We start from the raw sequence: 24,737 nt of genomic DNA on the forward strand, positions 1-24,737 counted from the left end.
CGGTCCCTTCGCCGGGGGCTCTGCTTCGGGTTCGTCGCGCTTATCCCTCTTCACGGCAGGGGGATCAACCGACGCGCCGTTCAGGCCGCGCCGGCGAGACGAGTTCGCGTATCGCTGTGGTGTTTGGCCAACGCCTGCTGAGCCGCCTCCAGCGTCGCTTCCAGCGCCACCATGGTCGAGGCGTGGCGGGCGGGATAGTCGGCGACCTGCTTCAGGACGCGTAAGGCTTCGAAGCGGCCCTCGGGACCGTCGCCGCCGGATTTCAGCATGGCGGACATGGCGTCGCGCGCGGCCTCGATCTCCTCAACCGAGGCGCCAAGGACGTTTTCCCCGACCACGCCCGCCGCCGCCTGGCCCAGGGCGCAGGCCTTGACCGTCTGGGCGAAGCCGCTGACGCGGCCGTCGGCGTCCAGCACCACGTCGACGATGGCCTTCGACCCGCACAGCTTGGCGACCCGCTCGGCCGAGCCTTCGGGCGCAGGCAGGCGCCCGCTGTGCGGCAGGTTGGCCGCCAGCGACAGGATGCGCGCGCTGTAGAGGTCGTCGATCACGGGATGAAGATAGGCCCTCAAGGGCGGAAGGTGAAGAGAGGCGGCGCTTCTCCCTCGGTCGCGTGGGCCTTGCTCCACCCCGCCGTCATCCTCGGGCTTGACCCGAGGATCGAGCGTGGCGGGGCGCGTGACCTGTCCAAGGAGGCGTAGGCGGATGGTCCGATCCTCGGGTCAAGCCCGAGGATGACGGCAGTATGAGCGGGGTGAACCTATCCGCCCTGCAACGATGACCACGTCCGCGCCGTCGGCGACGCCTCGGCGACGGCGGGGGAGGGCGCCTGCCCCGGCTGCATCCGCGCGGCCAGCCAGCGCAGGTTCTGGTCGGCGGCTTCGGGCGGCAGGTCGCGGCGCAGGATGGCCTCGGCCTCGGCGGTCTTGCCCTGCAGCCCCAACGCCAGGGCCAGGTTCTGGCGCACCTGCAGACCGGCGCCCGGCTGAGCCGCCGCGCGACGCAGCAGGATCTCGGCTGAGGGCGCGTCGCCCTCGCCGATGCGGGCGATGGCGGCGTTGGTCAGGACGTCGGCGTTGTCGGGCGACAGGCGCAGGGCCTCGTTCCAGGCGGCCTTGGCGTCGTCGGAGCGGCGCACCTGCTGATAGGCCACGCCCAGCAGCGACAGGGGCCGCCAGTCGCGCGGCGCGGCGGCCTTGGCCTGTTCCAGCGCGGCGATGCCGTAGAAGGCCTGGCCGCGCGCGATGTGGGCGCGGCCGACCTCCAGCATGGCCTCGACATTGGCGGGCTGGACGACCAGCACGCCCTGCGCCGTCTCAGCCGCCTGATCGAACTGACCCAGTTCGCGCAGGGCCTGGGCCAGCTTGACTCCGGCGATCGGGTCCATCGGATTGAGCTGCTGCTCCTGGGTCCAGAACACCGAGCGGCTGAGGGCGTCGGCCCGATCATAGCCCGCCCGCGTCGCGGCGTCGGCGGGGGCGCGCGCTGCGGGCGCGGTCTGGCTCAGGGCCGGGGCGGCGACGGCCAGAAGCATCAGGCTGACGGTTGCGGCGAGGGCGGCGTTGCGCGACATGGAAGGGGTCCGTGGCGGTTCTGCCCTTATGGTCGCGCCGACGGGTCAAGGTTTGGTTAATCGGCGTTAAGCGTCGGAAAGGTCGCCCCATGTCCCCTCAGTCCGAACTGCTGATCGCCGCTTCCGCGACCGCGCGCCCGGTTCGCATCGTCAAGGCGGGCGCGGCGCTGGAGGAACGCATCGCCGCCTGGGCCGAGGCCAACGGCTTCACCGGCAAGACAGGCCAACTGCTGGTGGTCCCCACCGCCGACGGCGCGCCGGAGCAGGCCCTGTTCGGCGCGGGCGAGGCCTTCGACCCCATGACGGCGCGCGGCCTGCCGACGCGCCTGCCCGCGGGCGACTGGCGGCTGGAGGGCGTCGAGGGCGAGGCGGCGCATCTGGCGGCGCTGGCCTTTGCGCTGGGGGGCTATCTGTTCGACCGCTACAAGGCCCGGCCCGAGCGCGGCCGCGCGCGTCTGGTCGCGCCGGACGGCCTCGACCTGACGGCGACGCTGAACATCGCCGCCGCCTGCGCCCTGACCCGCGAGATGGTCGACACCCCCGCCGCCGACATGGGGCCGCTGCAGCTCGAAACCATCGCCCGCGAGATCGCCGAGGGCGCGGGCGCGAGCCTGACCGTCACGACCGGCGACGCCCTGCTGGAGGAGAACTATCCGGCCGTTCACGCGGTCGGCCGCGCCGCAGCCCCGCACCGCGCGCCGCGCGTTCTGGAGATCGGCTGGAATCTGGACAAGGCGGACCGGCCGCTGGTGGCCCTGGTCGGCAAGGGGGTGGTGTTCGACACCGGCGGTCTGGACCTCAAGGGCGCCGCCGGGATGCGCAACATGAAGAAGGACATGGGCGGCGCCGCTCACGCCCTGGCCCTGGGCCGCCTGATCATGCAGGCCGGTCTGCCGGTGCGGCTGGTGGTGCTGGTCGCGGCGGTCGAGAACGCCGTGTCGGCCGACGCCTTCCGACCGGGCGACATTCTGAACAGCCGCAAGGGCCTGACCATCGAGATCGGCAACACCGACGCCGAAGGGCGGCTGATCCTGGCCGACGTCCTGACGCGGGCGGGCGAGCATCAGCCGGATCTGACGCTGGACTTCGCCACCCTGACCGGAGCCGCCCGCATCGCCCTCGGTCCCGAACTGCCGCCGCTCTACACCGACGACGACGCCCTGGCCGAGGGCGTGCTGAACGCCGGTCGGGCCGTGGGCGACCCCCTGTGGCGGATGCCTCTGTGGGCGGGCTATCGCGCTTCGCTGGACAGCGAGATCGCCGACGTGCGCAACGATTCCGCCGCCTGGGCCCAGGCCGGGTCGGTGACGGCGGCCCTGTTCCTGCAGAAGTTCGCCCCGACGACGGGCAGCTGGGCGCACATGGACGTCTTCGCCTGGAATCCGCGCGCCCGGCCCGGCTGGCCCGAAGGCGGCGAGGCCCAGGCCATCCGCGCCTGCTTCCGCTACCTCAGCGACAAATTCGTCAAATAGCCAAGGCTGTTAACGCCCCCTTCGGGATCGGCGCCTAGGGTGGGCGGCTCGAATTGTCCGAGCCGTCTAGAGACCGCCGCTTGACCGATGTCCTGGCCCTGCTGCCGCCTGGCGCGCCCCTGATCCTGCGGGACGGGGATCGCGTGGTGCTGGCCGAGCAGGCGCTGGAAGGTCTGATGCGGGCCGAGGCCTATCGCCGGACCGATCCCGCCCATTGCCGCCTGCCGGTCGCCGACATCGTCGCCGACGATGGTCAGCGCATCGATCAGCTGCTGTTCGGCGAGGCCTTCGACGTGCTGGAGCGCCGTCAGGATCGCGCCTGGGGCCGCGCCCGACGCGACGGCGTGGTCGGCTGGGTCTCGCTGGAGGCCCTGGCGCCCGGCGCGCCCCTGGCGACGCGCCGCGTCGCTTCTGTTTCCGCCGCCCTGCCGCTGAACGCCTTGATCGGCGACGACGCTCAGGGCCTGGCCGACAGCGACCTGCAATCCATCGGCGCGTTCGAGCGCGACCTGGTAGCGGTGGCCGAGCGCCTGCTGGGCCGCCCGCACGCCCTGGGCGCCCGTTCCTCGCTGGAGACCGACTGTTCGGGCCTGGTGCAGCAGGCTCTGCTGGCCTGCGGCCGGCCCGGCCCGCGCCGCGCGGATGAGCAGGCGGGTCTCGGCCGCGCCGTGTCGCGCGAGGACGCCCAGCGCGGCGACCTGGCGATCTGGCTGTCGCAGGCCGAGGGCGACTGGACCGGCCATTCGGCCCTGATGCTGGACGCCGAGCGCATCATCCACGCGACGGGCGCGCGCGGCGGCGTGGTGGTCGAGACCCTGGCCGAGGTCGAGGCCCGCCTGACCGCCGACGGCTTCGCCTCCGCGATTTTCCGTCGGGTCTGAAACCCAAAAGCCTGATCCTGAAACGAAGAAAGGCGACCCGAAGGCCGCCTTTCCGTCGTCTGTCGTGTCCGTCCGCCCTTAGGCTTTCGGAGCCGGAGGCGTCGCCTGGGTCGCGGCGGCGTCGGCGGCGGGCGCCTCGGCCGGAGCGGCGCCGGCTTCCGTCGCAGCGGCGCCTTCAGCAGCCGGAGCCTCGCCTTCGGCGGCGGCCGGGGCGGCGGCGCCCGGCTGACGGGCGGGGTCCGGCGCCGGGATGGCGAAACCGGCCGAGCCTTGCGTGCGCAGCCAGGCGATCAGGTTGATGCGGGTCTTCTCGTCGCGGATGCCGGCGAAGGACATCTTGGTGCCCGGCACATAGCGGCCCGGCGCGTTGATGAAGTGATCCAGCTCGTCATAGTTCCAGGTCGGGGCTTCGGCCTTGTGCTTGGCCATGGCGTCCGAATAGGCGAAGCCCGCGCGGTGCATGGCGGGGCCGCCGACCACGGCGAACAGGTTCGGGCCGATGCCGTCGGCGCCGCCCGAGTTGACGGTGTGGCAGGCCTGGCAGCGCGCGAAGGCGGCTTCACCGGCGGCCAGGTCGGCGGTCGGCAGGACCGTGCCCCAGTCGATCGGCAGGGCGGCTTCGGCCGCGCCCGCAGCCGCTTCATCCGGCGCGTCGACGAAGTAGCCCATCTTCTCGGGCTGCTTGGTGTGGTAGACCATGCCCGAAACCTGCTGGACCACCAGGATCGCAAAGGCGGTGCCCAGGCACGCGCCCATAATCTTGTTCCACTTCAGATCGCCGCTCATTCCGCGTCGTCGCATCCCGTCTCTAGGTGAGCCCCCCAACCGCGAAGCGGCGTTCAGGCGTATTCTTGCGTGGGCGTCTCTTACACGCTAGCGCGACCTTCGCAACCGGCCCGGACGCTTCCGGGCGCTTTCAAGGCGCTAGGCGACCATGAATCCGCTGATAATGATACCCGCTCGCATGGCGGCCACCCGTCTGCCCGGCAAACCCCTGGCGGACATCGGCGGCAAGCCGATGATCGTGCGGGCGTGGGAGCAGGCCATGGCTTCGGGTTTCCGCGTCGCCGTGGCGGCGGGCGATCCGGAGATCGTCGCGGCGGTGCAGGCGGCGGGCGGCGAGGCGGTGCTGACCGATCCCGACCTGCCCAGCGGTTCGGACCGCATCCTGGCGGCCGCCCAGGCGGTCGATCCCGACGGCGCCCATCAGGTGGTCATCAACATCCAGGGCGACATGCCGTTCGCCTCGCCGGATCTGGCGAAAGCCTGCGCCGCGCTGCTGGCGCGCGAATCAGCCTGCGACATCGCCACCCTGGTCGCGACCGAGGCGGACGTCTCGGACCGGGCCAATCCCGATGTGGTCAAGGCGGTGCTGGCCTTGGCGGACGGCCAGACGAGCGGCCGCGCCCTCTACTTCACCCGCTCGACCCTGTACGGGGAGGGTCCGGTCTGGCGTCACGTCGGCATCTACGGCTACCGCCGCGAAGCCCTGGCCCGCTTCTGCGCCGCCCCGCCGTCGCCGCTTGAGAAGCGCGAAAAGCTGGAGCAGCTGCGCGCCCTGGAGATGGGGCTGCAGATCTGGGCTTCGGTGATCGAAGCGGCGCCGCTGTCCGTGGACAACCCGGCGGACCTGGAGGCGGCGCGGGCGCTGGCCTGATCAGTCGTCGTCGCCCGCCTCGCCGTCGTCGGGGATGGCGGGCATCTCGACGGCCGGGGCCAGGGTGACGATCTCCTTGATCTCGGCGCCGGGGAAGGCCTGCATGATCGACACCACGAAGGGGTCCGCCTCGACCGCTGCGCGGCGGGCGGCGCGGGCCTTCTTCTCGACCTCGATCAGGGTCTCGCCGCCGCCCTGTCCGTTGGCGGCGATCAGCCAGGTGCGGCCGGTCCATTCCTTGAGCCGCCCGGCCAGACGCCGCGCCAGATCATGGGGCGAGCCCTCGGCCGGTTCATAGGTGATGGCGCCGGGGCGGAAGCTGACCACGCGGACGTAGCGCTCCACGTCCATCTGCAGGGTGATCTCGCGCTTCTCGCCGATCAGGGCGACCACGGCCTCGAAGCTCTGCGGATCGGGCAGGGCGGGCGCCGCCATCGGCCGCGCCGCCAGCATGGCCGAGGCGCCGCCGCCTCCGCCGCCTGAGCCCCCGCCGCGAGGCCCGCCCGCGCCGCCGCCGGGGACGCCGCCCGACTGGATCGCCTTCAGCGCCTCTTCGGGGCCAGGCAGGTCGGCGGCGTAGGCCAGACGCACGATGGCCATCTCCACCGCATCGGCCGGATTGGGCGCGCGCCGCACCTCGTCCAGCGCCTTCAGCAGCATCTGCCAAGTCCGCGACAGCGTCCCGGCTGAAATCGCCGCGCCCAACGCCGCCAGCTTCTGCGCCTGATCGCCGGGCAGGCGGGTCGCGTTCGGTCCCAGCATCTTGGCGACCGAGGCCGCGTGGCAGTGCTCCAGCAGGTCGTTGGCCACCTGCACCGGATCGGCGCCGTAGCCATAGAGGGTGCGGAAGGTCGTCAGAGCCTCGGCCGTCTTGCCCGCCATCGTCTGTTCGAACAGGGCGATGGTCTGGGTGCGGTCGGCCAGACCCAGCATGTCGCGCACCGTGGCCGTCTCGACCACCGCGCCGCGCTCGGCCTGAACCAGCGCCTGATCCAGCAAGCTGAGGCCGTCGCGCACCGACCCCTCGGCCGCGCGCGAGATCAGGGCCAGGGCCTCCTGCTCGATCTTCATGCCTTCGCGATCGGCGACGCGGCCCAGATGGCCGACCAGAACCTCCGGCTCGACCCGGCGCAGGTCGAAACGCTGGCAGCGGCTCAGGATCGTCACCGGCACCTTGCGGATCTCGGTGGTGGCGAAGATGAATTTGGCGTGGGGCGGCGGCTCCTCCAGCGTCTTCAGCAGGGCGTTGAACGCCTGCGTCGACAGCATGTGGACCTCGTCCAGCACATAGACCTTGTAGCGGGCCTCGACCGGCGCGTAGCGGACGCTTTCCAGGATGTCGCGGATGTCGTTGACGCCGGTGTGCGAGGCGGCGTCCATCTCCATCACGTCCATGTGCTGGCCCGCCATGATGGCGGCGTCGTGCCGCCCGGTCGGCGTCAGCGCCAGGGATGGCTTGTCGATGGTCTCGGTTTCATTGTTGAGCGCGCGGGCCAGCAGGCGCGCGGTCGTCGTCTTGCCGACGCCCCGCACCCCGGTCAGCATGAAGGCGTGGGCGATGCGGCCGGTGGCGAAGGCGTTGGTCAGGGTGCGGACCATCGCTTCCTGACCGATCAGGTCTTCGAAGGCGCGCGGCCGGTATTTGCGGGCCAGGACGGTGTAGGCCTCGCCCTCGGCGGGCGGCGCCTCGAAAGCCTTGGGAGCGGGGACGGGCGCGGGCTCCGCCTTCGGTTCAGGCGCGGGTTCGGCCGCAGCGACGGGCGGCGGGGCGCCGAACATGTCGTCGGTGTTGGGGTCGCGCACCTCGACTTCGGGCGCGTCTTCCTCCCACGGAGGACCATCGAGACTGTGATCGGCGTCGCTCATGGCCCACTCTTAGCGCGAAGGAGCGCGCTCGCGCACCCCCTCGCGCCGCAGAGAGGCTTAGAGATCGGTGGGCAGTTGGCCGCCGTTGTCGCGGATCTTCTGAATCACCTGCTTGTGCAGCCAGATGTTCATGCTGGCGCTGTCCGACTTGTCGCCGGTGTAGCCCAATTCGTCAGCCAGCTCCTTGCGCTCGGCGAGCGAGGATTCCAGGCCGATCAGCTTCATCAGGTCGACGATGGAGGTGCGCCAGTTTAGCTTCTGCGCGCGCTGCTCGTTCATGAAGTCGAGGATGCCGGCGACATCGACCTCGGCGGCGGGCTGGGGCGCAACGGCGGCTGCGGCAGGCGCGGGCGCTGGGGTCGGGGCGGCCGCTTCGGGCGCGGGGGCGGCGGGGGTCGCCGCCGGGGCTTCCTTCTTCCTGAAGACGCCGCCGAGAATCTTGCCGAGTATGCTCATTCGCCTGCTCCTGATCGTGGGGATCGAAGTCCTTTCAGCGAATGAGGCGCGGCCCGGTTCCGTGAAGCTTGCGCGACGGCAGCTCATTCGTGGCAGGGAACGGCTACGCGCAAACGCGCTCAAGCAGCTCGTGACCGCGTCACGAGTGGTAGCGCACAAACGCACTCAAGCAGTCGATCACCGCGTGATCGACGATAGCGCACTTAAATATCAGGAAAGTAGAGACCGCGACCCGAAGGTGAATTCGTTGTGGCTGCTGCCTTCCGGCCCTGACCAGGTTGGCGAAGCCTTCGCCCGCGATCTCCGAGAGGGGATATGAAGGCGGACGGCGCGGGAATCAAGCCCTCCCCTGCACGCGCGCTCAAGGCTATGAAGCGTCATGTCCCATCGCAACGTCTTTTCCGGCAATCCGCTCGACCGCTCCGGCGACCTTCGCAACGACGCCGCCTGGCTGGCCGAGCAGGAGGCCAACCCCGAAGCCCTGGCCATGATCCTGTGGGAGGGGCGTCCGCTGATCGAAACCCATGAGGGGGCCGAGCGGCTGGTCTGGCTGTCGCTGGGTCATGCGCGCGATCTGGCGCGCGACCGCGACATCTTCCTGGGGCTGTGGAAGGGCGCGCCGGTTTTCGCCGCCGAGTTCGAAGGCTCCATCGACCCGACCAGCGGACCCGCCGGGGGCCTGGGCCGCTTCGTCGAGATGCGCGAGGCGGCCATCGTCCTGCCCGAGGCCGACGCCGGCATCGCCGCCACGGCCAAGAGCCTGTTCGACTGGCGCCGCCGCCACGGCTTCTGCGCCGCCTGCGGCAAGGCCACGGATCAGGCGTCCGGCGGCTGGAAGCGCGTCTGCCCGGCCTGCGGGACCGAGCATTTCCCGCGCGTTGATCCGGTCGTCATCATGCTGCCGGTCTATAAGGGCGGGGCCGAACCGGTCTGCCTGCTGGGCCGTCAGGCCGCCTGGCCCGAGGGCCGGATGTCGGCCCTGGCCGGTTTCATGGAGCCGGGCGAAGCGATCGAGGAGGCTTGCGCCCGCGAGGTGATGGAGGAGGCGGGGCTGACGGTGTCGGACGTACGCTACCACTCCAGCCAGCCTTGGCCCTTCCCCGCCCAGTTGATGATCGGCCTGATCGCCGAGGTCACGACTGACGAGGCGGCCCCCGACCAGACCGAGCTGGAAGCCGTCGCCTGGCTGACGCGCAGCGAAGCCCGCGCCGTGCTGGACGAGACGCACCCGACCATCCATGCCCCGCCGCCCTACGCCATCGCGCGACGGCTGCTGGAAAGCTGGGCGCACGGCGAGGACTAAGCCCTCGGGACAAGGCCCGAGGGCTGACCGGCTTACAGGATCTGGGCGGCTTCCTCGAAGTCGAGGCGAGGCGAGCGCGGGAACAGGTTCTCATCCGTGCCGTAGCCCAGGTTCATGATGAAGTTCGGCTCGACGTTGCTGTCGGGGAAGAACTCGGCCTTCACCCCCGCCGTGTCGAAGCCCGACATCGGACCCACGTCCAGGCCCAGGGCGCGTGCGGCGATGGTCAGATAGCCCCCTTGCAGCGAGGCGTTGCGGAAGGCGGCTTCACGACGGCCGGCTTCTTCCGGGAACCAGCCGCGAGCGCCCGGCGCGTGCGGGAACAGCTTGGGCAGGGTGTCGTGAAAGTCGATGTCCTGGGCGATGATCAGATTGACCGGCGCGGCCAGGGTCTTGGCGCGGTTGCCTTCGGCCATGTGCGTCGACAGCCGGGCCTTGGCCTCGGGCGAGGTGATGAAGACGAAGCGGGCCGGGGTCATGTTGACCGCGGTCGGGCCGAATTTGGTCAGGTCATACAGCTTGCGGATCAGGTCTTCGGACACGGGCCGGTCGCTCCAGCCGTTGCGCGTGCGCGCCTCGGTGAACAGCTGGGCCAGAACGGCGTCGGAAACCGGAAGGTCGCGGGCGGAAAGGGCGTCAAAGGCCATCAGGGCTTCTCCAGAAAACTGATTGGTAACTTCAGTTGTGGCCAATTAGGCTTGCACGACTCCGTCGTCAAGAGATCGGCAACCGATTTTGTGACGAATATGGAGGGGGCGGGCGCGACAGGCTTTCTTCGTCAGGGTCTGGAGCCGCGCGGCGCTTGGCCCTATCTAGGGCGCATGAAAGACCTCAACGCCCTGATGCAACAGGCCCAGGCGATGCAGCAGAAGCTGCAGGACGCCCAGGCGAAAATGGCCGAATCCACCGCCGAGGGCACCTCGGGCGGCGGCCTTGTGACCATCGCCCTGAAAGGCCCCGGCGAGATCACCTCGGTGAAGATCGACGACAGCCTGATGGCGCCCGGCGAGGGCGAGATCCTGGCCGACCTGATCGTCGCCGCCCACGCCGACGCCAAGCGCAAGCTGGACGAGATCAACAACGCCCTGATGCGCGACGCCGCCGGGCCGATGGCCGGGATGAACATCCCCGGAATGCCGAAACTCTTCTGATGGCCGCCTCCGCCGGGCCGGAAATCGAACGGCTCATCAGCCTGCTGGCCAAGCTGCCGGGCATGGGCCCGCGCTCGGCCCGGCGCGCGGCCCTGGCCCTGCTGAAGCGGCGCGAGCAGCTGCTGGTCCCGCTGGCCGCCTCGCTGGCCGAGACGGCGGACAAGGTGGTCAACTGCTCGGTCTGCGGTTCGCCGGACACGCGCGATCCCTGCTCGGTCTGTGCGGACCAGAGCCGCGACAACGCCCTGATCTGCGTGGTCGAGGAGGCCGGCGCCCTGTGGGCGATGGAGCGGTCGGGCGCCTTTCGCGGCAAGTATCACGTCCTGGGCGGCCTGCTGTCGGCGCTGGACGGCGTCGGCCCCGAACAACTGCGCATCGCCGAACTGATCGGCCGGGCGAAGGGCGGGGAGGCGAAGGAGGTCGTGCTGGCCCTGCCCGCCACGGTCGACGGCCAGACCACGGCGCACTATCTGGCCGAACGCCTGTCGGCGGCGGGGGTGCAGGTCACGTCGCTGGCGCGCGGTGTGCCCGTCGGCGGCGAACTGGACTGGCTGGACGACGGCACCATCATCCAGGCCCTGCGGGCGCGACGGCCCGCTTAGGGCCTCCGTCTCTTCATCCGCCGCCGCATCACCCGATCGCCCAGCGCCTCGGCGTATTTCAGGGTGAAGGCCAGGGCGGCGGGATTGCCGCGCCGGGGACCGACCGAATCGGCCATCACAGCGCCGCGCTCGCCGAGCGGCCGGGGCGCGCCCGTGGTGGTGTCCAGCGCGGTCTGGTGTTCGATCTCGGCGTTCAGCCGCGCGCCCATCAGGATCACCTGCACCGAGAACCAGGTCCACAGCAGAAAGCCCATGGCCGCCGCCAGCGGGCCGTAGGAATCGGTGCGCACGAAGGTGGTCAGGAACCAGCTGAACAGGAAGGACACCAGCAGGCTCAGGCTGGCCGCGAACAGGGCCCCCGGCGTCAGCCAGCGCCAGCGCGCCCGCGCCCGGCTCGGCCCGTAACGATAGATCAGGGCCAGCGCCCCGGCATAGCCTAGGAACAACAGGGGCCAGCGCAGCGGCGCCAGATAGGCCCACTCGTCCTCCAGGCCGAACACGGCCAGCACCACGGGCACGCCGACCACCAGGGCCGAGCTCAGCATCACCGCCGCCATGGCCGAGACGGTGAAGCCCATGCACACCAGGTTGTAGATGACGATATTGCGCCGCTCGACCTCGTGATAGGCGAGGTTCAGGCCGTAGAAGAGGGTCTTGATCCCCCCGTTGGCCGCCCACAGCGTCAGCAGCAGGGTCCAGATCAGGGTGAAGGTCAGCTGGCCGGTGGAGCTGCCCGCCAGCCGCGTCATCTCCGCCCCGAGAAACTGAGCCACGTTCGACGGCAGCACCTCATAAAGGAAGCTGAGTTGGCCCCAGGCGTCGGCCGGATCGGCGAACAGGCCGTAGATGGTGACGAAGGCGCCCAGCGTCGGGAACAGGGCCAGCAGCAGGAAGAAGGTCACGCCCCCGGCGACGAAGCCGACGCGATCGCCGAAATAGCCCATGACCGTGCGCCACAGGATATCGACCCAGCCCTTGTGCGGGATCTGCAACGGCCGCTGGGCCAGGCGGCCGCGCCCGGGCTCTTCGGCGTCATAGTCTTCGGGCGTGGGGTCGCGCGGGGGCAGGGGCTCGGGACGCGGGGGCCGCAACTCCAGGCCGAAGCGGTGGCCTTGAGTGTAGAGCAGGTGGGCCGCCGTCGCGCCTGTCGCCAGTCCGCCCGCCGCTGCGGCCAGATAGCGCAGCAGCCCGCCGGCCGCGCCGGGCGCGCGACGCGCCGGACGACGCTTCCGGGCGCGCGACGCGCGATGATTCGACTGTGGTTTCATCCCCATTCGCCCTTCAACGGCCACGCTAGCCGGCCGTTCCGTCTTGAAATCATCCGTCGCAGACCCCAATCACCCGGAATGTCCGATCAGAACACCCAACCGACCCTGCTGACCGCCTGGAAAGGCGCCCAGGCGCGCCTGAAGGCCGCCGGCATCGACAGCCCCTCCATCGACGCCCGCCTGATGCTCGAGGCGGCGACGGGCGCAGGCCGCGTCGACATCCTGAACGACCCCTACCGCGCGCTCTCGCCTGAGCAAACCCTGGCGCTGGACGCCATGGTGGATCGTCGCCTGCGCCGCGAGCCGGTGTCGCGCATTCTGGGCCGCAAGGGGTTCTGGAAGATCATGCTGAACGTCACTCCTGACGTCCTCAGCCCGCGCCCGGACACCGAGACGGTGGTGGACGTCATCGTGCGCGCCTTCCCGCCCAACACCGCCTTCGACATGGCCGACCTGGGCACGGGTTCGGGCGCCATCCTGCTGGCCGCCCTGGCCGAGCGGCGCGGCGCGCGCGGCGTCGGCACCGACATCTCGACCGAAGCCATCGCCGTGGCGCGCGAGAACGCGACCAATCTGGATCTGAACCACCGCTGCACCTTCATGCGCACCGACTGGGCGGCGGGCTTCGCCGACGACAGCTTCGACCTGGTGGTGTCCAATCCGCCCTATATCCCGACCGCGGACATCGCCGGTCTGGACCCCGAGGTGCGCGAGCACGATCCGCATCTGGCGCTGGACGGCGGTCCGGACGGCCTGCAGCCCTATCGCGACCTGGCGCCCGAGATCGCCCGCATCCTGCGCCCGCAAGGCGTCTTCGCCGTCGAGATCGGCTGGGACCAGGGCCAGGCGGTCAAGGCCCTGTTCGAAGCGGCGGGCTTCACCGACGTCAAGGTCGTGAAGGATCTGGCGGACCGCGACCGCGTCGTCACCAACGGCCCGGACCCGCGCGTGGGCCCGATCCCCGAAGCCGAAGCGCCGTTGCAATAAAAACCCTTGGAAAGCGTCTCGGCGCGCGCTAAGTCCGTGGTGTTCCCCACTCAGACGCACCCTTTTCGAGCCGGTTCGCTCGATTAAGCGTGTCGGAGTTCAGTGACGGCCGCGCCCCTCAGACGGACGTGGCGGACCACGGGGGACGCACGGTTTTCCGAACAGCTCGCACCGGGGATCGGCCCCGAACGAACGGAACGACGAACAGGGTCTCGCCCGTCTTCTGCGACGGCGGCCCGCACCAGCACGGTAAGCTCCGATGAGAGATTTCAAGGGCATGAAGCGTCAACGCGGACGCAACCGTAAGCCCGGCGGCGGCAATAACGCCAACGCGACCAATCCGAACCGTTCGTGGGACTCGCAAGGCCCCGAGAACATCAAGGTCCGGGGCAACGCCCAGACCGTCTATGAACGCTATATGCAGCTGGCCCGCGACGCCGCGGCCGCCGGCGACCGCGTTCTGGCCGAAAACTACACCCAGCACGCCGAACACTATTTCCGCGTCCTGCGCGCGCTCCAGCCGCAGCGCTCGGTCAGCGAGATCGCCCAGCGCGAACAGGCGGGCCAGGGCTTCGACATCGACTTCGAGGACGAGTCGGGCGCCCAGGCGGCGGCCATCATCGCCGCCCAGCAGGCCGAGGAGCGCCGCGTCGAGGAAGAGGCTCGCCGTCAGGCTGAACGCGCCGAGCGCGAGGCCAACCGAGACCGCGAGCCGCGTGAGCCCCGCGAACCGCGTGAAAACGGTGACGGCGACAACCGCGAAGGCGGCCGCCGCGAATCCCGTCGCGAGCGTTGGGAGCGCCGCCGCGAGGAGCGCAACCGTCGTTTCGAGAACGGCGAATCCGAGATCGCCGACGCCGATGAGTCCGGTCAGGATGGCGGCCCGGCGTCCGAGGTTCCGACCGAAGAGCGTGCGCATGAGGCGCCCGCCGTCGAGGCCGAGGCGGACGCCGACGCGCCGGTCGCCAAGGCGCCGCGCGCCCCGCGCCGTCCTCGCGCCGCGGCGGCCAAGGATGAAGCGGCCGGCGACGACGCCGCGGCTCTGCCGGGCTTCCTGACCCGCCCCGCGGCGATCGAGGAAGCGGCCCAGGACGACGAGACGCCCGCCCCGCGCACCCGCCGTCCGCGCCGCAAGGCTGAGACGGTCGCCGACGACGAATAAGGCGACCGCACAACCTTTGCTGGTGTGTTCACTTTAATACAACTATTGATGCGTTACTCTCGATCTATCGGGAGGACGTGTGATGGAATTCGTTCTACTGGCGATCGCCCTCGGACTGGCGGCAGGCGTCGCGGGCGTCAGACTGTCGCTCGGCGCCCACGGGCGTATCCGGGCGGTGCAGCGGCTGCATGACGGACAGGCGGCGGCCGCCCGCCGCCGCATCACCGATCTGGAAGATGCGGTCTGCGACGTCGAGGCGCGTCTGTTGCGCGTCCAGGCGATCGAGGCGGCCGGACGTCGCACCCATACGGCCCTGCTCGCCGCTTTCAGCCGCGAGATGCGCGGGCCTCTGGACGCCATACTGGGCTTCGCCGACTTGCTTCGGATCAATGCGGTCAATGAGCCGCTCAGTCGTCGCCAGGGCCAGGCCGTCGATCAGATACGCGAAGGCGCGACCCGGCTTCAGACCCTGGTCGAGGGGCTGACCGCCTTTACGGAGGACTCGGGCGTCGGAGCCGCGCGCGAGCGCCTGGACCCTTTGCTGGTCGCCCGGCGCATCTGCCAGTCCCTGGCCGGTCAGGCCGAGGCGGCGGGGGTCGATCTGCGTCCGCCTCCGTTTCAGGCCGGGCTGACCGTTCAGGCCGAGGCGCGCGCCCTGGATCAGGTGATGACTCGCCTGATCCGCAACGCCGTGCAGCACAATCGGCCGGGTGGGACGGTCGTGATCGAAGGGCGCCGCGTCGCCCAGGAGGTCTGGATCACCGTGCGCGACACCGGGCCGGGCCTGTCCCCCGGCCGGATCGAGACCCTGTTCGATCCCTTCGCACGGCGTGGACGGGCCGCCTCTTCCGTCGACGGCGCGGGCGTCGGCCTGGCGGCGGCGCGACGCCTGGCGACCGCCATGGACGGTGATCTGACGGTCGAGAGCCAGGAAGGCGAGGGCGCGGCCTTCATCCTGCGCCTGCCCGCCTCGCCCCAATCCGAGCCGCAGGCCGCGCTTCACGCCGCCTTGCCGCTGCCGCGCCTGCCGCAGGCCGTCCTGCTCTACATCGCCGAGGACGCGGCTGCGGTCGCCCTCATGCGCCATCTTCTGCAGGGTCTGGGTTCGATCCAACTCCACGTCGCGGCGACTGGCCAAGAGGGGGCGGATCTGGCGCGCGATCTTCGGCCCGACGCGGTGATCCTCGATCTCGATCTGCACGGCGGGCAGGGCCTGGCGGTCAAGGCCGCTCTGGCGCAGGAGCCTTTGACCCGCGACCTGCCCGTCATGGCCCTGTCGGCGGCGATCGCCCCGGACGAGGTGCGGCGCGCCCAGGCGGCGGGCTTCGCCGAATACCTGATCAAACCGATCGGGCTTGCCGATCTGACGGCGGGATTGTCGCGCCTTCTGGCGCCGTCTGACGCCCCTTCGCGGACCGTGCCGAAGACGGCGCAGGCCTGACGACTTCACGCGGTCGCGACGACGGACGGGGTTGACGCCGCGCCTCATGGCGGCTTCCTAAAGAGAAACGGGGCTTTCGATCCTCGTTGCTTGAGAAGATCGATATGCCGCGTACGCCGAACCGACCTTTCCGGCTCGCTTTCCAGCCCCTGTTCAAGACCCTGATCGGCCCGGCTCTGGCCTCGGCGGCCCTGGCCGCCTGCGCCACGACGCCGCCTCCGCCGCCGCCTCCGCTGCCGATGGCGGTTCCGGCCGCGCCCGAGGCGCCGATCGGGGCCGTCCTGGACGACTGGCGGGGCGTCATCACCTCGGCGGACCGCGCCCGTTATCAGCGCCGCGCCGCCGCCTGGACCCTGGCGCTGGAACAGGCCCGGCGTCAGCCCGGTTCGGGCGACCTGTCGGCCTTGGGCGAACTGATCGATCCTGACGCGGCCCGTCCCGACGTCGCCCCGCCGCCCGGCGCCTATCGCTGCCGCACCGTCAAACTGGGCTCTCAGGGGGATGAAGGCGGGCTCGGCTATGTGGTCTACGGCTGGTTCGCTTGCCGCATCGAACAGACGCCCGGCGGGCTGAAGCTGATCAAGCGCACCGGCTCGCAACGCCCCGCAGGCCTGCTCTTCCCCGAGAACGACCGCGAAATGGTCTTCCTCGGCTCCATGGCCCTGGCGTCCGAGCCGACGGCCCGCAGCTACGGCCAGCGGCCCGAACGCGACCTGGTCGGCGTGCTGGAGCGGATCGGCGAGCGGCGCTGGCGCCTGGTCACGCCCTGGCCGGCGGCGGAATCCAACCTCGATCTGCTGGAATTGGTCCCGGCGCCGCCGTCGCGCTGAACCGTCGCCGTTCCTGTCCGTTAGGACTGGATGACAGTAGAGAGCCCGATGCGCTTCAGCCCCGTCGCCGCCGCCCTGTTCGCGAGCGTCCTCGCCCTGGCCGGCTGCGACCGCGACGCCGCGCCGACCCCGTCGCCCCCTTCTTCTCCGGATGCGCCTGTGGCGGCGCCGTCTGAAGCCGTATCGCCTCCGCCGGGGACCGCGGCGCCGTCCCCGTCTCCCGGCGAGCAGGGCGGCGGCGACGATTGGCGTGCAGTCGCCGCGCCCGCCGACGCCAGCCTGCTGGGCCGCCTCGACCAGGCCTGGAGCCTGGCCCGCGCCGAGGCCGAGGCGCGCGGCTTCGCCGACGAGGTCGAATCTCTCGGCGTCCTGGTCGATCCCAACGCCGGGCAGGCCGGTCGTCTTCAACCGCCGCCGGGCGACTACCGCTGCCGCACCGTCAAACTGGGCGCGCGCGAGGCGCAGGGCCTGGCCTACGTCGCCTATCCGGCCTTCCGTTGCCGCGTCGAACTGACGCCCGGCGGCGACCTGATCCTGGAGAAGACCACGGGCAGCCAGCGCACGCGCGGCCTGCTCTATCCCGACACTGATCGACGCCTGGTCTATGTCGGCGCCCAGGCCTGGGGCGACGAGACCGGCTTCCCCGCCTACGGCGCCCAGGCCGAGCGCGACCAGCTGGGCGTGTTCGAGCGCATCGGCCCGCAACGCTGGCGCCTGGTCATTCCCTTTCCCAAGCAGGAATCCAAGCTCGACATTCTGGAGCTGACGCGCTGATCGCAGCTTGACCGTTCAGGGGCGCGCCCTTCACCCTGAGCGCCTCATCGCCTTTACCTTCGGAGCACCCTCATGCGCGGCGTCGGCCTCACGCTCGGATCCATCATCGCCATCGCCGTCGTCCTGGCGGTCGTGCTGATCGGCTTCCCCACCTACAACGTCTATTCCAAGCAGATGGCGGGCAAGGCGGCCTATGAAGAGGCGGTGCAGAACCGCCGCATCCGCGTGCTGGAGGCCCAGGCCGCCCTGGACTCGGCCAAGCTGACCGCCGCCGCCGAGATCGAGCGCGCCAAGGGCGCCAACGAGGCCAACCGCATCATGGCCGAGGCCCTGGGCGGCCCCGAGGCCTATCTGCGCTGGTCCTACATCAACATGCTGCAGGAGACGGCCGGCAAGGAAGGCCGCCAGACCATCTACATCCCCACCGAGGCGGGGATGCCGATCCTGGAAGCGGGCCAACGTCCGGCGCGCTGACCTGAACCCTTCTCCCACAAGGGGAGAAGGGCATTGGCGCTCAGACCCGCGTCAGCCGCAGATCCTGATAGTCGTAACTGAAGTCGATGTCCGGCGAGACGCCCTTGACCGTCGCGGTGGCGGGCTTGGCCGTGGCGATGCTGAAGGTGATGAAGGCGTCTTCCTCGCGCTTGTCGGGGAAGCGGGTGCGGAAGGTTTCGCCATCATAGGGCTCCAGCCAGCCCTGCAGCGCCGGGGTGTGGGTGAAGCGCAGCCACAGGCCGGACTTGCGGTTGCGGCCGCGCCCTTCCGTCTTCGGCTCGATGACGATGTCGCCGTACCAGGGATCGCGCCAGGTTCCGGCGTAGGCCTCCAGCGGCAGGGAGGGGGCCGCGCCCGCCGCCTGTTTGGCGTCGATCTCGACGGCGGCCTTCAGCGACTTCTCGGTCCCTTCGGCCTCAATCCGCTTGGAATCGGCGATCCAGTCGACGTCGACCTTGTTCATGGCGATGTCCGACAGGCCCGAGCGCAGGGCGCGCAGCAGGAAGCTCTCTTCGGCGTTGGTGAAGACCGAGAAGCCGATCTTGCGGCCGGGGATCAGCACCGTGGCCGAGATGCCGCCGGGCGAGCCGCCGCCGTGGGTCGCCAGCCGTTCGCCGCGATAGTCCTGCACCTGCAAGCCCATGGCGTAGGTCGAGGCTACGGCCCGGTTCGGCAGGGTCGCCGTCGGCCCGTTGGACGAGGAGACGACGATGTTGGGCTTGTACATTTCCTTCGCGGCGGCTTCGGAGAACAGGCGCGAGCCGTCGGCCAGCTTGCCGTCGTTCAGGCGCACGGCGATCCACTTGGCCCAGTCGTGGGCGCTGGCGCAGATGCCGCCCGCCGCCGCCGCCGAATCCCAGTTCCACACCTCGACGATCGACTCGGCGATCTGGGTCATCGCCCCCTGATAGCGCAGGGGCGGGCCGACGCGGCCGTGAGGCAGGGCGCTCTTCTTCGGGTCGGCCAGACGCGCCAGGGGCACGCTCTCGCTCATGCCCACGCGGTCGAAGATGCGGGTCTGGACGAAGGCCTCCCACGACAGGCCCGAGACCTTCTCGATCACCGCGCCCGCCACCACGAACATCAGGTTGCAGTAGTGGTAGTCCTCGCGGAAGCCGTCCTCGATGGGCACGAAGGCGGCCTGCGCCAGAACCTCGGCGCGGGTCCGGTCGCTGTTGGGCCAGAACAGCAGATCGCCCGCGCCCAGGCCGAAACCGGCGCGGTGGCTTAGCGTATCGCGCACCGTGATGCGCTCGCCCACCATCGGGTCCGACAGGGTGAAGCTAGGCAGATAGGTGCGGATCGGCTCGTCCCACTTCACCTTGCCTTCATCGACCAGGATGGCCAGGCAGGCGGCGGTGACGTTCTTGGAGTTCGAGGCGATGGCGAACAGGGTGTGTTCGTCGGCGGGTTCATTTTTGCCCTGACGGCGCACGCCATAACCCTTGGCCAGCACCGTCTTGCCGTCGCGGACCAGGGCCAGCGACACGGCGGGCTGGTCCGGCCAGGCGGCCATGCAACGCCGCACCCAGGCGTCCGCGGCGGCGGCGATCTCGTCGTCGGAACGCGTATCGGCGCTGGTCTGGGCCCAGCCGGTCGCGGGCAGGGCCGCGCCGGCGGCGCCGACGGCGGAAGAGATCAGCGCGGCGCGGCGCGACAGGCGGATGGACATCAAGGACGCTCCCGAAGACTGAACGGCGACGCTAACGCCGCCCGTCCGCCGGGCCAAGGGGCGTAAAGCGTCCTACGCCGCCAGCCGCCACCTTTGCAGATGCTCCAGCACGTCCGCCACGATCTGGGCGCGGGTGAAGCCGGTCACGTCGCGCGGGCGCGTGCCGTCGCCGGTCACGGCGCTCAGCCGCCATTCCAGGGCGCGGCGGCTTTCGGGCGCCTCCAGCGCGGTCAGGGCGGGCAGGGGCCGCGAGCGCGCGCCCAGCCGATACAGGAAGTCCCGTCCGTTGGCGTGCTCGACTCTCAGCCAGACGCCGTTGTCGTCGCTCTGGACCTCGCTGTTCTCCAGCCCTTCGGCGGCGACGGCGGCGCGCACCTCTTCCAGGGCCGGGACGCCGTGGCGCGCGATCTGGCGGTCGATGTCGCGACGGCTGGCCGGGGCCAGGATGCGCTTGAGCTGTTCGCGCAGGGCGGCGCCTCGGTCTCGACGGCCTCGCCCTTCAGGTCGGCGTTCATCTGCCGCGCCAGGCCGAAACAGGCCAGGATCATGATGACCGCGAAGGGCAGGGCCGCCACCAGGGTCGCCGCCTGCAGGGCGCCGAGGCCCCCGGCCAACAACAGCAGGGCCGCCGTCAGCCCCTCCATTCCGCACCAGTAGACCCTTTGCCAGCGCGGCGTCTCCTCGGCCCCGCCCGAGGCCAGGGTGTCGATCACCAGCGAGCCTGAGTCCGCCGAGGTGACGAAGAAGACCGCCACCAGGGCGATGGCTAGGACCGAGGTGATCGCCGTGCCCGGCAGGAACTCGAAGAAACGGAACAGGGCCGTCGACAGGTCCGTCTGCACCGCGTCCGAGATCGCCCCCGCCGCCACGCCCAGGTCCAGGCTCATGGCCGTGTTGCCGAAGACCGTCATCCACAGGAAGGTGAAGCCCGACGGCACCAGCAGCACGCCGATGAGGAACTCCCGCACCGTCCGCCCGCGTGAGATGCGGGCGATGAACATGCCCACGAACGGCGACCAGGAGATCCACCAGGCCCAGTAGAGCAGGGTCCAGTCCGCCATCCAGGCGCGCGGCTCATAGGCGTAGAGGGTGAAGGTGCGCTCGAAGAAGTGGTCCAGATAGAGGCCGAAATTCTGCACATAGGCCCGCAGCAGGAAGAGCGTCGGCCCCACGATCAGCACGAACAGCATCAGGCAGACGGCGATGAACAGGTTCAGCTCGGACAGCCGCCGCACGCCCTTGTCCACGCCGGTCAGCACCGAGATCGTCGCCGCGCCCATCACCACGACGATCAGTCCCACCTGCATGATCACGTCGTTGGGCAGGCCGAAGACGTAGTTCAGGCCCGAGGTCATCTGCGCCACGCCGTAGCCCAGGGAGGTGGCGATGCCGAACAGGGTGCCGCAGATGGCGAAGATGTCGACCAGGTCGCCCAGCCAGCCGTTCACCCGCTTGCCCAGCAGGGGATAGAGGCTGGACCGCATGGTCAGGGGCAGTCCCTTCCTGTGCGCGAAATAGGCCAGGCTCAGACCCACCACGGCGTAGATGGCCCAGGCGTGGACGCCCCAGTGGGTATAGGTGATGACCATGGCCTCGCGGGCGGCTTCCAGCGTGCCGGGCTGCGCCTCGGGCGGGGCGATGTAGTGCTGGACCGGCTCGGCGACGGCGAAATACATCAGGCCGATGCCCATGCCCGCGGCGAACAGCATGGCCAGCCAGGAGACATAGGGGAAGTCCGGCTCGGCGTCGTCCGGCCCCAGCTTCAGCCGCCCTGTCGGTCCCAGGGCCAACGCCGCGACGAACAGCATGAAGCCCGCGACCGAAGCGACATAGAACCAGCCGAACGTCTCCACCACCCAGGCCTGGGCGCGTCCGAACAACAGGTCGGACGTCGCGGGCGCCATGAGGGCGAGCAGCAGCAGCCCGCCTGCGATGGCGCTGGCCCCCCAGAAGACCCGAGGGTTCATTTTTGAGCTCAGCATGGGCTCCAAGCGCACGGCAACGCTTAAGGTTCCATCAGGGTCACAGACCCGCCTTCGGAATGAAAAAGATGTAACTCGGTTATGCGTCGTGGCGCTGGTATCGGCGGTCTGGAGGACGTTGAGGGACGTCCGTGCGAGGACGCCCAGATATGAAGAAATACAAGTTCGCGCCCTTGTTGGGCGCCGTTCTGGCCTTGCCTGCGGCAGGCGCTCTCGCTCAGACGGCGCAACCCGCGTCGCCGTCAGCCGCCCGCGCACAGCAGGTCCAGAGTCCGCCTAAAAAGGCTGACAAGGATGACCAGCCTGCGGCCGTGGGCGATGTCGTCGTCAGCGCCCGCTCCAATGATGTCCGCACGTCGATCGACTCGATCAGCTACAGCCTGGCCGACGATCTTCAAGCGGCGACCGGCACCCTGGCCGAGGCCTTGCGCAACGTGCCCTCCGTCGATGTCGATCCTCAGGGCAACGTCTCCCTGCGCGGCGACGGCAATGTCACCATCCTGGTCGACGGCCGTCCCTCCGCCATTCTGTCGGGCCCGAACCGCGCCGACGCGGTGCTGCAACTGCCGGCCGATCGCTACGCCCGCATCGAGGTGATGACCAATCCGTCCGCCGCCTACAGTCCCGAGGGCTCCGGCGGGGTCATCAACCTGATCACCAAGCCGGTTCCGGCGGCGGTGGCCGCCGCCGCGGCTGCGGGGGCGTCGGGCGCGACAGTCACGACCGGCTCGTTGCGCGCCAATGTCGGCGACAATGGGCGATGGAACGTCGGCGCCAGCGGTTCGCGGCAGCGCGGCAAGCTGACCCTGACAGGCGATCTCAGCTATCGCCCATGATGATCAGGGTCTGGCCTTCAACCGTCTGCGCGAACAGCTCAACGCCTCCGGCGCGACCGTCGGCACGACGACGACGGCTCAAAACATCGACTCGACCCAGAGTGGTTTCTTCGGTCGGGTGGCGGCCGAATACCGGTTGACCGACAAGACCATGCTGACCGGCGAGGTGCGCGCTAACCGTTTCGAGGTCGACAGCGACGTTCGCGGCTTGTTCGAAACCCGCGACGGCTCCGGGGCCCTGACCCGCGCCTACGCCCGCAACGGTTCGGGCGGCTTTGCAATGGACGGTTGGGGCGTCACCGGCCGGGTGCTGCACCAGTTCGACGCCTCGGGGCATGAATGGTCGAATGAGTTGCGCTACGATCGCAACGACCATGAAAATGACTCGCTAGCCGCCAATATCTTCAGCCTCCCGACAGAGCCGGCCTTTTATGAGGCTCAGCGGGGTTTGAACGCTCAGCAGACAATCGGTTTCACCAGCGCCTACACCCGGCCGATGGGCGAGGGCGCCAAGCTGCGCGCAGGATATGAGCTGAACCTGATCCGGCCGGATCAGGAGAATGAGGTGCGGCGCGGGCCGTCCGAGAAGGCTCTGGTCCTCGTGCCGTCGCAAAGCAATCGGTTCGAGGCGGAGCAGATCGTCCACGCCCTATACGCCACCTATGAAAGGCCGTTCGGCGAGAAGCTGTCCGGCCAGTTCGGACTGCGCCTGGAGCAGGCGGACATCGAGGTCGAGGACGTCACCAACGCCGTGCGCGCGTCCCAGGACTATTTCCGCGCCTATCCGACCTTCCACCTGCAGTATCAGCTGACCGAGACTCAGACGCTGCGCGGCAGCTATTCGCGGCGGATCCAGCGGCCTCAGCCGTCGCAGTTGAATCCTTTCGTCGTCTATGGCGATCCGTTGAACCTGCGTTCAGGCAATCCGGACCTGGAGCCGCAGGAGACCGACAGCTTTGAGGCCATGTGGCAGATGCGGCGCGGTCAGAGCTTCTATCAGGCGACAGCCTACTTCCGCGACACGACCAAGGCCTTCACCGACGTGGCGGCCGACGTGGGCGGCGGCGTCCTGCTGACGCGACCCGAGAACCTGGGCGCCCGGCGCGACTTGGGGATCGAGCTGACCGCCAGCGGCCGCTTGCACCCGACCCTGCGCTACAACGCCAGCATCAACGCTTTCCGTCAGGAGATCGACGCTGCGGGCATCGTGGGCGGTCGCGACCGTGAGGGCGAGATGCTGACAGGGCGTCTCAGCTTGAACTGGCAGGCCACGCCTAAGGATTTCGTGCAGTTGATGGGCTTCTGGCAGGGCGATCAACTTCTGGCCCAGGGCACGCGCGAGAGCGGAGGCATGCTGAACTTCGGCTATCGCCGCAAGCTGAGCGACACCCTGTCCCTGCAGTTCACCGCGCGCGACATCCTGAACTCGTTCGGCGGCGCCACCACCTATGACACGCCTCAGTTCCGCGAGCGTTTCGACCAGGATCTGAATTTGCGCGCCTTCTATCTGGGCCTGACCTGGTCCTTCGGCGGAGGACCGCGGCGCCAGCCCGAGCAGTTCGACTTCTCGACCGGCCCGACGGGCGGCTGACGCGGATATGACCCGCTCAGGCTCGCGTCTCCCAGGCGGTCCAGGCGGCGATGGCGACCAGGCCCAGGGCCATGGCGGCGCGCAGCATCGGACCCTGGGCGCGGGTCAACAGGGCGCCGCCCGCGCGCGCCGCCGTCAGCACGATGGTCGTGTGGACGACGACGCTGACCAGAACGTGCAGCGCGCCTAGCGTCAGGGCCTGCGCCAGAGTCGAGCCGTGGTCGGGGCGCATGAAGCCGGGCAGCAGCACCACATAGAGCAAGGCGGCCTTGGGGTTCAGCAGATTGCCGATCAGGCCGCGTCGGAACAGGGCGCGTCGCCGCATCGCGACCGGGGCGACGCCCGCGCCGTCGCCCGCACTGCGCCAGGCGTCCCAGGCCAGCCACAGCAGGAAGCCTACGCCCGCCCAGCGGATGGCCTGATACAAGGCGGGCCAGCGCAGCACCACTTCCGTCAGCCCGAAGGCCGCGGCGACCATCCACAGCGTCAGGCCCAGGGTGATGCCGACCACGGCGGCCAGCCCGGCCGCGCGCCCCTGCGACAGGGACACCAGCGCCAGCCACCCCATGTTCGGGCCGGGGGTCAGCTCCATCAGCGCGACCGCGACCAGGAAGGGCGCGACCACGGTGGGATCGATGGGCGGCTGCATCGGCGATTTCCATCCTTTTCCTGCGGCCACGCTAGGCCGTGACGGGCGGCGTCATCAATCGCGAGCCGGCCCTCTTGCGTGTCCCATAG

The 24,737-nt window shown here is 69.9% G+C and carries 25 protein-coding genes and 1 other RNA gene; 14 read left to right on the forward strand and 12 right to left on the reverse strand.

Annotation, left to right across the window (positions count from 1 at the left end):
* Window positions 1-80: 80 nt before the first annotated feature.
* Window positions 81-551, reverse strand: a complete 471-nt coding sequence (locus FGL25_RS00970) for an iron-sulfur cluster assembly scaffold protein (RefSeq protein WP_138140696.1) — start codon at window positions 549-551, stop codon at window positions 81-83.
* A gap of 209 nt (window positions 552-760) precedes the next feature.
* Window positions 761-1,573, reverse strand: coding sequence for a tetratricopeptide repeat protein (locus FGL25_RS00975; RefSeq protein ID WP_138140697.1), 813 nt, complete (start codon window positions 1,571-1,573; stop codon window positions 761-763).
* A gap of 89 nt (window positions 1,574-1,662) precedes the next feature.
* On the opposite strand from FGL25_RS00975, the gene FGL25_RS00980 reads away from it, so the two are divergent.
* Window positions 1,663-3,045, forward strand: coding sequence for a leucyl aminopeptidase family protein (locus FGL25_RS00980; RefSeq protein ID WP_138140698.1), 1,383 nt, complete (start codon window positions 1,663-1,665; stop codon window positions 3,043-3,045).
* An 80-nt stretch (window positions 3,046-3,125) separates the two neighbouring features.
* Window positions 3,126-3,926, forward strand: coding sequence for a C40 family peptidase (locus FGL25_RS00985; protein WP_138140699.1), 801 nt, complete (start codon window positions 3,126-3,128; stop codon window positions 3,924-3,926).
* Window positions 3,927-4,004: 78 nt separating this feature from the next.
* On the opposite strand, the gene FGL25_RS00990 is transcribed toward FGL25_RS00985, so the two are convergent.
* Entirely contained in the window at window positions 4,005-4,712 is a 708-nt protein-coding gene (locus FGL25_RS00990) for a c-type cytochrome (RefSeq protein WP_046652421.1), read from the reverse strand.
* Between the two features lie 148 nt (window positions 4,713-4,860).
* On the opposite strand from FGL25_RS00990, the gene FGL25_RS00995 reads away from it, so the two are divergent.
* Window positions 4,861-5,583, forward strand: coding sequence for a 3-deoxy-manno-octulosonate cytidylyltransferase (locus FGL25_RS00995; protein WP_138140700.1), 723 nt, complete (start codon window positions 4,861-4,863; stop codon window positions 5,581-5,583).
* Here FGL25_RS00995 and FGL25_RS01000 read toward each other — a convergent pair whose 3' ends face one another.
* The 3 genes from FGL25_RS01000 to ffs all read right to left on the reverse strand — a co-directional run bounded on the left by FGL25_RS01000 (window position 5,584) and on the right by ffs (window position 8,214).
* Window positions 5,584-7,449 (reverse strand): DNA polymerase III subunit gamma/tau, encoded by a 1,866-nt coding sequence (locus FGL25_RS01000; RefSeq protein ID WP_138140701.1) that lies wholly within the window; start codon window positions 7,447-7,449, stop codon window positions 5,584-5,586. It lies immediately after the preceding gene.
* A 57-nt stretch (window positions 7,450-7,506) separates the two neighbouring features.
* Complete coding sequence (locus FGL25_RS01005) at window positions 7,507-7,905, reverse strand: DUF3597 domain-containing protein (protein WP_138140702.1); 399 nt, start codon at window positions 7,903-7,905, stop codon at window positions 7,507-7,509.
* A 213-nt stretch (window positions 7,906-8,118) separates the two neighbouring features.
* An RNA gene (gene ffs / locus FGL25_RS01010) (signal recognition particle sRNA small type) lies at window positions 8,119-8,214 on the reverse strand.
* Window positions 8,215-8,284: 70 nt separating this feature from the next.
* On the opposite strand from ffs, the gene nudC reads away from it, so the two are divergent.
* Window positions 8,285-9,208 carry an NAD(+) diphosphatase gene (gene nudC / locus FGL25_RS01015; RefSeq protein WP_138140703.1) on the forward strand — a complete coding sequence of 308 codons (924 nt, stop codon included), beginning with the start codon at window positions 8,285-8,287 and terminating at the stop codon, window positions 9,206-9,208.
* 32 nt (window positions 9,209-9,240) lie between these two features.
* On the opposite strand, the gene FGL25_RS01020 is transcribed toward nudC, so the two are convergent.
* Window positions 9,241-9,855, reverse strand: coding sequence for a malonic semialdehyde reductase (locus tag FGL25_RS01020; RefSeq protein WP_138140704.1), 615 nt, complete (start codon window positions 9,853-9,855; stop codon window positions 9,241-9,243).
* Between the two features lie 174 nt (window positions 9,856-10,029).
* Here FGL25_RS01020 and FGL25_RS01025 point away from each other — a divergent pair, with 174 nt between their 5' ends.
* Both FGL25_RS01025 and recR read left to right on the forward strand, forming a co-directional pair.
* Window positions 10,030-10,359 (forward strand): YbaB/EbfC family nucleoid-associated protein, encoded by a 330-nt coding sequence (locus FGL25_RS01025; protein WP_003166260.1) that lies wholly within the window; start codon window positions 10,030-10,032, stop codon window positions 10,357-10,359.
* Window positions 10,359-10,961 (forward strand): recombination mediator RecR, encoded by a 603-nt coding sequence (recR, locus tag FGL25_RS01030; RefSeq protein ID WP_003166259.1) that lies wholly within the window; start codon window positions 10,359-10,361, stop codon window positions 10,959-10,961. The genes FGL25_RS01025 and recR overlap by 1 nt, the downstream gene beginning before the upstream one ends.
* On the opposite strand, the gene FGL25_RS01035 is transcribed toward recR, so the two are convergent.
* A complete protein-coding gene (locus FGL25_RS01035) occupies window positions 10,958-12,229 on the reverse strand; it encodes a YihY/virulence factor BrkB family protein (protein WP_223850622.1) in 1,272 nt (423 codons plus the stop codon). The two genes, recR and FGL25_RS01035, sit on opposite strands and share 4 nt — an antisense overlap.
* 78 nt (window positions 12,230-12,307) lie before the next feature.
* Between FGL25_RS01035 and prmC the strand changes: the two genes are divergently transcribed.
* From prmC to FGL25_RS01065, 6 genes are all read left to right on the forward strand, one after another.
* The gene (prmC, locus tag FGL25_RS01040; protein WP_138140705.1) at window positions 12,308-13,216 is read left to right on the forward strand and encodes a peptide chain release factor N(5)-glutamine methyltransferase; all 909 of its coding nucleotides are present in this window, start codon (window positions 12,308-12,310) and stop codon (window positions 13,214-13,216) included.
* Between the two features lie 277 nt (window positions 13,217-13,493).
* Entirely contained in the window at window positions 13,494-14,378 is an 885-nt protein-coding gene (locus FGL25_RS01045) for a DUF4167 domain-containing protein (protein WP_252969935.1), read from the forward strand.
* Window positions 14,379-14,460: 82 nt separating this feature from the next.
* The gene (locus FGL25_RS01050; RefSeq protein WP_138140707.1) at window positions 14,461-15,819 is read left to right on the forward strand and encodes a hybrid sensor histidine kinase/response regulator; all 1,359 of its coding nucleotides are present in this window, start codon (window positions 14,461-14,463) and stop codon (window positions 15,817-15,819) included.
* 104 nt (window positions 15,820-15,923) lie between these two features.
* On the forward strand, window positions 15,924-16,649 hold the full coding sequence (locus FGL25_RS01055) for a DUF4893 domain-containing protein (protein ID WP_138140708.1): 726 nt from the start codon (window positions 15,924-15,926) through the stop codon (window positions 16,647-16,649).
* A 48-nt stretch (window positions 16,650-16,697) separates the two neighbouring features.
* Window positions 16,698-17,423, forward strand: coding sequence for a DUF4893 domain-containing protein (locus tag FGL25_RS01060; RefSeq protein WP_138140709.1), 726 nt, complete (start codon window positions 16,698-16,700; stop codon window positions 17,421-17,423).
* Window positions 17,424-17,495: 72 nt separating this feature from the next.
* Entirely contained in the window at window positions 17,496-17,897 is a 402-nt protein-coding gene (locus FGL25_RS01065; protein WP_003166255.1) for a hypothetical protein, read from the forward strand.
* Between the two features lie 40 nt (window positions 17,898-17,937).
* Here the strand turns inward: FGL25_RS01065 and FGL25_RS01070 are convergent, their stop codons facing one another.
* The 3 genes from FGL25_RS01070 to FGL25_RS01075 form a co-directional block, all read right to left on the reverse strand.
* A complete protein-coding gene (locus FGL25_RS01070; protein ID WP_138140710.1) occupies window positions 17,938-19,590 on the reverse strand; it encodes a serine hydrolase in 1,653 nt (550 codons plus the stop codon).
* Window positions 19,591-19,662: 72 nt separating this feature from the next.
* The gene (locus FGL25_RS17090) at window positions 19,663-19,965 is read right to left on the reverse strand and encodes a hypothetical protein (RefSeq protein WP_252969936.1); all 303 of its coding nucleotides are present in this window, start codon (window positions 19,963-19,965) and stop codon (window positions 19,663-19,665) included.
* Window positions 19,893-21,557 carry a BCCT family transporter gene (locus FGL25_RS01075; protein ID WP_252969937.1) on the reverse strand — a complete coding sequence of 555 codons (1,665 nt, stop codon included), beginning with the start codon at window positions 21,555-21,557 and terminating at the stop codon, window positions 19,893-19,895. The genes FGL25_RS17090 and FGL25_RS01075 overlap by 73 nt, the downstream gene beginning before the upstream one ends.
* 164 nt (window positions 21,558-21,721) lie before the next feature.
* On the opposite strand from FGL25_RS01075, the gene FGL25_RS17095 reads away from it, so the two are divergent.
* Both FGL25_RS17095 and FGL25_RS17100 read left to right on the forward strand, forming a co-directional pair.
* The gene (locus FGL25_RS17095; protein ID WP_252969938.1) at window positions 21,722-22,408 is read left to right on the forward strand and encodes a TonB-dependent receptor plug domain-containing protein; all 687 of its coding nucleotides are present in this window, start codon (window positions 21,722-21,724) and stop codon (window positions 22,406-22,408) included.
* Window positions 22,409-22,544: 136 nt separating this feature from the next.
* Window positions 22,545-23,999, forward strand: a complete 1,455-nt coding sequence (locus tag FGL25_RS17100) for an outer membrane beta-barrel family protein (protein ID WP_252969939.1) — start codon at window positions 22,545-22,547, stop codon at window positions 23,997-23,999.
* Between the two features lie 16 nt (window positions 24,000-24,015).
* Here the strand turns inward: FGL25_RS17100 and FGL25_RS01085 are convergent, their stop codons facing one another.
* Entirely contained in the window at window positions 24,016-24,648 is a 633-nt protein-coding gene (locus tag FGL25_RS01085; RefSeq protein ID WP_046652396.1) for a LysE family translocator, read from the reverse strand.
* Between the last annotated feature and the right edge of the window lie 89 nt (window positions 24,649-24,737).

Source organism: Brevundimonas vancanneytii (assembly GCF_901421975.1).
Classification (GTDB): domain Bacteria; phylum Pseudomonadota; class Alphaproteobacteria; order Caulobacterales; family Caulobacteraceae; genus Brevundimonas; species Brevundimonas diminuta.

What these genes read in the sequence shown, in the direction of transcription:
- FGL25_RS01075 (WP_252969937.1), bottom strand. Translation starts at nt 21,557, where the DNA reads ATGAACCCTCGGGTCTTCTGGGGGGCCAGCGCCATCGCAGGCGGGCTG.
- FGL25_RS01035 (WP_223850622.1), bottom strand. Translation starts at nt 12,229, where the DNA reads ATGAAACCACAGTCGAATCATCGCGCGTCGCGCGCCCGGAAGCGTCGT.
- FGL25_RS01070 (WP_138140710.1), bottom strand. Translation starts at nt 19,590, where the DNA reads ATGTCCATCCGCCTGTCGCGCCGCGCCGCGCTGATCTCTTCCGCCGTC.
- recR (WP_003166259.1), top strand. Translation starts at nt 10,359, where the DNA reads ATGGCCGCCTCCGCCGGGCCGGAAATCGAACGGCTCATCAGCCTGCTG.
- FGL25_RS00980 (WP_138140698.1), top strand. Translation starts at nt 1,663, where the DNA reads ATGTCCCCTCAGTCCGAACTGCTGATCGCCGCTTCCGCGACCGCGCGC.
- FGL25_RS00975 (WP_138140697.1), bottom strand. Translation starts at nt 1,573, where the DNA reads ATGTCGCGCAACGCCGCCCTCGCCGCAACCGTCAGCCTGATGCTTCTG.
- FGL25_RS01085 (WP_046652396.1), bottom strand. Translation starts at nt 24,648, where the DNA reads ATGCAGCCGCCCATCGATCCCACCGTGGTCGCGCCCTTCCTGGTCGCG.
- FGL25_RS01025 (WP_003166260.1), top strand. Translation starts at nt 10,030, where the DNA reads ATGAAAGACCTCAACGCCCTGATGCAACAGGCCCAGGCGATGCAGCAG.
- FGL25_RS00990 (WP_046652421.1), bottom strand. Translation starts at nt 4,712, where the DNA reads ATGAGCGGCGATCTGAAGTGGAACAAGATTATGGGCGCGTGCCTGGGC.
- FGL25_RS17095 (WP_252969938.1), top strand. Translation starts at nt 21,722, where the DNA reads ATGAAGAAATACAAGTTCGCGCCCTTGTTGGGCGCCGTTCTGGCCTTG.
- FGL25_RS01005 (WP_138140702.1), bottom strand. Translation starts at nt 7,905, where the DNA reads ATGAGCATACTCGGCAAGATTCTCGGCGGCGTCTTCAGGAAGAAGGAA.
- FGL25_RS01060 (WP_138140709.1), top strand. Translation starts at nt 16,698, where the DNA reads ATGCGCTTCAGCCCCGTCGCCGCCGCCCTGTTCGCGAGCGTCCTCGCC.
- FGL25_RS01000 (WP_138140701.1), bottom strand. Translation starts at nt 7,449, where the DNA reads ATGAGCGACGCCGATCACAGTCTCGATGGTCCTCCGTGGGAGGAAGAC.
- nudC (WP_138140703.1), top strand. Translation starts at nt 8,285, where the DNA reads ATGTCCCATCGCAACGTCTTTTCCGGCAATCCGCTCGACCGCTCCGGC.
- FGL25_RS01045 (WP_252969935.1), top strand. Translation starts at nt 13,494, where the DNA reads ATGAAGCGTCAACGCGGACGCAACCGTAAGCCCGGCGGCGGCAATAAC.
- FGL25_RS00995 (WP_138140700.1), top strand. Translation starts at nt 4,861, where the DNA reads ATGAATCCGCTGATAATGATACCCGCTCGCATGGCGGCCACCCGTCTG.
- FGL25_RS01020 (WP_138140704.1), bottom strand. Translation starts at nt 9,855, where the DNA reads ATGGCCTTTGACGCCCTTTCCGCCCGCGACCTTCCGGTTTCCGACGCC.
- FGL25_RS01055 (WP_138140708.1), top strand. Translation starts at nt 15,924, where the DNA reads ATGCCGCGTACGCCGAACCGACCTTTCCGGCTCGCTTTCCAGCCCCTG.
- prmC (WP_138140705.1), top strand. Translation starts at nt 12,308, where the DNA reads ATGTCCGATCAGAACACCCAACCGACCCTGCTGACCGCCTGGAAAGGC.
- FGL25_RS01050 (WP_138140707.1), top strand. Translation starts at nt 14,461, where the DNA reads ATGGAATTCGTTCTACTGGCGATCGCCCTCGGACTGGCGGCAGGCGTC.
- FGL25_RS01065 (WP_003166255.1), top strand. Translation starts at nt 17,496, where the DNA reads ATGCGCGGCGTCGGCCTCACGCTCGGATCCATCATCGCCATCGCCGTC.